Origin of the sequence: Sphaerothrix gracilis Ecp01, from assembly GCF_030405905.1 — a bacterium.
Lineage (GTDB): Bacteria > Cyanobacteriota > Cyanobacteriia > Phormidesmidales > Phormidesmidaceae > Sphaerothrix > Sphaerothrix gracilis.
The window spans coordinates 1-4,662 of the sequence record NZ_JASATW010000071.1 but is presented as its reverse complement, the minus strand read 5'-3'; the positions used below and the strand labels follow the sequence as shown (position 1 = coordinate 4,662).

General features: G+C 52.3%; 2 protein-coding genes and 3 pseudogenes. 2 read left to right on the top strand and 3 right to left on the bottom strand.

The genetic code is table 11. From position 1 onward, the window contains the following. Positions 1–518 precede the first annotated feature (518 nt). A pseudogene (locus QJQ48_RS27500) lies at positions 519–1,055 on the bottom strand (IS630 family transposase); the annotation flags it as partial. A 195-nt stretch (positions 1,056–1,250) separates the two neighbouring features. Between QJQ48_RS27500 and istA the strand changes: the two are divergent. Further along, positions 1,251–2,603: pseudogene (gene istA / locus QJQ48_RS27495) on the top strand (IS21 family transposase); the annotation flags it as partial. Positions 2,604–2,663: 60 nt separating this feature from the next. Then, entirely contained in the window at positions 2,664–3,917 is a 1,254-nt protein-coding gene (locus tag QJQ48_RS27490) for an IS256 family transposase (protein WP_346294411.1), read from the top strand. Positions 3,918–3,975: 58 nt separating this feature from the next. Here QJQ48_RS27490 and QJQ48_RS27485 read toward each other — a convergent pair whose 3' ends face one another. Together QJQ48_RS27485 and QJQ48_RS27480 are read right to left on the bottom strand one after the other, a co-directional pair. Continuing rightward, positions 3,976–4,386, bottom strand: coding sequence for an IS4/Tn5 family transposase DNA-binding protein (locus QJQ48_RS27485; protein ID WP_346294410.1), 411 nt, complete (start codon positions 4,384–4,386; stop codon positions 3,976–3,978). Between the two features lie 106 nt (positions 4,387–4,492). Further along, positions 4,493–4,662: pseudogene (locus QJQ48_RS27480) on the bottom strand (IS1 family transposase); the annotation flags it as partial.

Below are 4,662 nucleotides of genomic sequence, written 5' to 3'. Positions count from 1 at the left end.
AACAAAAATAAAGCATCCTGTTTGACTTTTTCCATTGGTTCTTATTCATCTAGAGTCTCATTTTGCAGTTGACTGACAGTCTGTACCTGTTGCCGGATGCGCTCAGCCAATTCTGGATCTTGATTGGCTACAACCTCCGCAGCAGTCAACGCAGTTTGACACAGGTTGTCTAGTTCCTGCCCAATTCTCGGTCTAGGAAAACGATTCGTATTTATTGGACAAATGGGAACTCCAAGTGGACAAGGATTTCCTGCTCCTGAAGTTCCACCGGAACAGAAAGGTACTCTAAGAGGACAGGGCATACTAGTAAATCCTGAAATATGGGACTTTAATCCACATTTCAAGAAAAGAAACCATCACCCGGACAGCGTTGATGATGGTTTCTTGAAGTATGAGTGACATGTGAGGTTTTATAATACCTTTCCAGGGCATTGCTGCTTTGGTACGAGCGGTTTATCTGTTTTAAGGCATGACAGCAAACCGGCACTGGTTTTTAGATATTGCATATAGAGGGTTGGTTAGGACAGCTCTCTAAACGCCTCATCCGCGGCTTCCCACAAACTGCTGAAATGACTCAGATACTGGCGTAGATAGTGCTTCAACCTGGCCCAGAACTTCTCTATCTTGTTGTAGTCCGGTGAATAGGGCGGCAAATACAACACCTGACAGCCGGCTTGCTCTATCAACTGCTCGACTCGCTTTCCCTTATGGAAGCTGGCATTGTCCATCACCACAACTTGACCCGGCTGCAGCACTGGCACCAGCATCTGTTCTACCCAGCCTTCAAACAACACACTGTTGCAATGTCCCTCAAACGTCATCGGCGCTATCACCTCACGCTCGCACCAAGCAGCTACCATACTGATGCGACTGGTGCGATGGCCTAGCTTAAGTGCATGGAAGCGCTCTGAACGAGGACAGTAGCCGTAGGGGTAGTCTTCGGTGTCATCAACGCCGGCTTCATCGAGGTAAACGACCTGGGACGCTTGGTAGGCTGAGAGCTGTTGCAAAAAGGCTTGGCGTTGCGCTTCGTTACGCTCACGGTAGCCATAAGTCTTTTTTTCTCGTGTAGTCGATGCGCTTGAGGGCTTTGCCGATAGTGCGTATTAGACGACAATGACATAGACGGGTGAGCCCTGCCGACGACAGCTACCAAGACGGGTTGAGAGCAGCGTTCTCTATGCTTTGTTCCAGTTGTCGCCATAAAAAAGACACTGAAGACCTTTTCCCAAGAAGTGGGGAAGCCTCCAGTGCCCAAACAAACCATTCAAAGTTATCAAATCAGAGTGTATATGAATGCTCGAGAGCTCGGTCTAACCCAGAGCGATGCGGCTTCGATTGCCGAATTTTCAGACCGGACAGGCCAACGGATTGAAGCCGGAACGCATCAACCCAATCGCGGTCGGGTGCGAGACTGGCGCACTAGCGCCGACCCGCTTGCGGGAGTATGGGAAGAAGAGTTGGAACCGATGCTGCAGCGCGAGCCGCGGCTGAAGCCGATGACGCTGTTTGAGTATTTGCAGGAGCGCTACCCAGGCCAGTATCCGCAAGTGCTGCGGACGCTTCAACGCCGAGTACGCACCTGGAAAGCGCTGCATGGCGAAGCTCCCGAAGTGATGTTTGAGCTGCGCCACGAAGCGGGGGTGATGGGTATCTCGGACTTCACCGAGCTGAAAGGCGTGGAAATTACCATCAGCAGTGAGCCGTTTGAGCATCTGCTCTATCACTACCGTTTGGCCTACAGCGGTTGGCGCTACGTGCAGGTGATACAAGGGGGCGAGAGCTTCATTGCGTTATCGGAAGGGTTGCAGAATGCCCTGTTTGCCAGTGGCGGCGCGCCCCAAGAGCATCGCACTGATAGCCTCAGTGCGGCCTATCGCAACACAGGCGGCAAAGGGCGTAAACCGTTGACTCGCCTCTATGACGACCTCTGTCATCACTATCGCCTCAGGCCAACGTGCAACAACCGAGGGATAGCGCACGAAAATGGCGCGATTGAATCACCCCACGGTCACCTCAAGAACCGCATTACTCAGGCACTCTACCTGCGGGGCAGCAGTGCCTTTGCCAGCGTGGCTGACTATCAAGCCTTCATCACTGACATTGTCGCCAAGCTCAACCAGCAACACCAAGCCAAGTTTGCCGAAGAGCAGAAGCATCTCCAGCCCCTACCACCGCAGCGGGTGGCGGACTATGAAGTGCTCACCGCCCGAGTCAGCAGTCGCAGCACCATTGATGTGCGCTGCATCCTCTACACCGTGCCGTCCCGATTGATTGGCCGGCAGCTGGAACTTCACTTCTACCATGACCGCATCTGTGGCTATCTCGAACGCCAGTTAGTGGTCGAACTGTCGCGAATGCGCGTCACCGCCAAAGATAAACGCCGGGCACGGTGCATCAACTATCGTCACGTCATTGAAGGGCTAAGGCGCAAACCCCGGGCCTTGATTTACTGTACTTGGCAGCAGGACTTATTGCCCAATGAGCCCTATCGGCAACTCTGGCAACAGCTCCAAGCTGACTTTGATATCGATAGTGCCGCCGTGCTGATGGTCGAAGCGCTCTACATTGCAGCCACTCAAGATAAAGAATCTGCCGTCGCGAGACTGTACAGAATTTTGTGCTTAGCGGTCTAAAATCCAAACAACTCAGGAGACCGCATCATGGCTCGAAGAAAACAACAACCCAATCGCGTCGATGAACTACTCGACGAACTGCTGGCAGAAAACTCTACCCCCGAAGCGATTCTGGGCGAAGCAGGACTGCTCAAGCAACTCAGCCAACGCCTGATCGAGCGGGCCCTCAACGGCGAACTTAACCATCATCTCAAAAACCAAGTCCAAGCTCAGAGCGACTTAGAAACTGACACAGCTGAAAAGGGCAATCGGCGCAACGGCTACACTAGCAAAACGGTCCAGTCAGAGCAGGGCGAAATGGCCCTATCGATTCCGCGCGATCGCCACAGCAGCTTCGAACCGGTGTTGGTGCCCAAACATCAACGCAGACTTGCGGGTCTCGATGAAAAGATACTGCTGATGTATGCCAGAGGCCTGAGCACCCGTGACATCAGCGGCCAACTGGAAGAACTCTATGGCGCTAAGGTGCCTGCTGCGCTCATTGCTGACGTGACGGATAGCGTTAGCGAAGAGGTCAAAGCCTGGCAAGCCCGCCCGCTCAACGAGCTCTATCCTATCGTCTATCTCGATGCGCTTTACGTGAACATCAGAGTGTCAGGGCGCGTCAGCAAGCGGGCAGTCTATGTTGCTTTGGCTATCAACACCGAGGGCAATAAAGAGCTGCTAGGACTGTGGATAGGTCAGGCCGAAGCCGAGGGGGCAAAGTTCTGGTTGCAGGTCCTCACCGAGCTAAAAAACCGAGGGCTCAAGGATATTCTGATTGCCTGCTGTGACGGTCTCAAGGGCTTTCCTCAAGCTATCGAGACTGTCTACCCACAAACCCAGGTGCAGCTTTGTATCGTTCATCTGATCCGCAACTGTCTGCGCTATGTCCCCTGGAAGCAGAGCCGAGCGGTCGCTGCTGACCTCAAGCCGATCTATCAAGCCGCTACCTTAGCTGAGGCGGAAGCCGCTCTCGATGCCTTTGCGGCCAAGTGGGATGCGCTTTACCCGGCTATCAGCCAAATCTGGATCCGACACTGGCATCATCTCAGTCCTTTGTTCAACTACCCGATGGAGATTCGTAGAGTCATCTACACCACTAATGCTATCGAGTCGCTCAATCGTTCACTGCGCAAGGTGATCAAGACCAAGGCTGTCTTTCCTGATGAAGCCTCGGTGTTCAAGCTAATGTACTTAGCGATGAACAACATCTCAAAGCGTTGGACTAGGCCGATTCAAGATTGGAAGGCAGCTTTGTCATATTTTGCTATTCTATTTCCAGAACGCTTCATCGACTGAACCAACCTGCTGAGCACAAAAATTAGAACACTCCCCAACCCACAAATTTACTCAACTGTCAATGCGTAAGTCCTGGCAATATCCCTAAGGGCACGCCCCCATCACTGCTGCAAAGCGTGATATGCACCTTCAGTCCTTGTGCTTCGGCTTTGCTGATGGGGCCAAGTCCACGGGTGTGACGCTGTCGGCTCAAATCTAATTCGGTCGTGTCTTGGATCGCTAATACTGTGCTGTGCTCTTGGCAACGTTCTACTGTCCGCCTGCTATGGCCTGAAAGAATCGATGACGGCTCTATGCGGCGGTTCGACCAAAACTCGTACATGCCTTGCATCGCTGCATTGTCTCGGCTTGCTTGCGGCACGCTCTTGCTCGGTTGACTTATCAGGTCTTCCACTATCTTCACTAACCGTTGACTGCGACGCCGATCGCCTAATTCCGTTCCTTGCAACTCTTCCTTCGCCCAGCTCATATACGCTCTCCTTTGAATGCACATCAGATCTCTTTGCATCCATCAGTACAATTGAGCTTAGCCTGGGTTCTTATCCTTAAAACTATTCAATTCTTGGTAGTGCCTTTTAGTAAAGGACAGAGGAAATAGCTGGATGGCCCGATTCGATGAGTCGTTTTCTGATTAAGCGATTGTATTCGTGGATGAACGTCCAGATCGCGCCAATATGGTTTTCTAGCTTCTTTGAGAACGACAGGGTCTTTCTGACTAATCGCGATACCCGCTGTCGCATCGTGT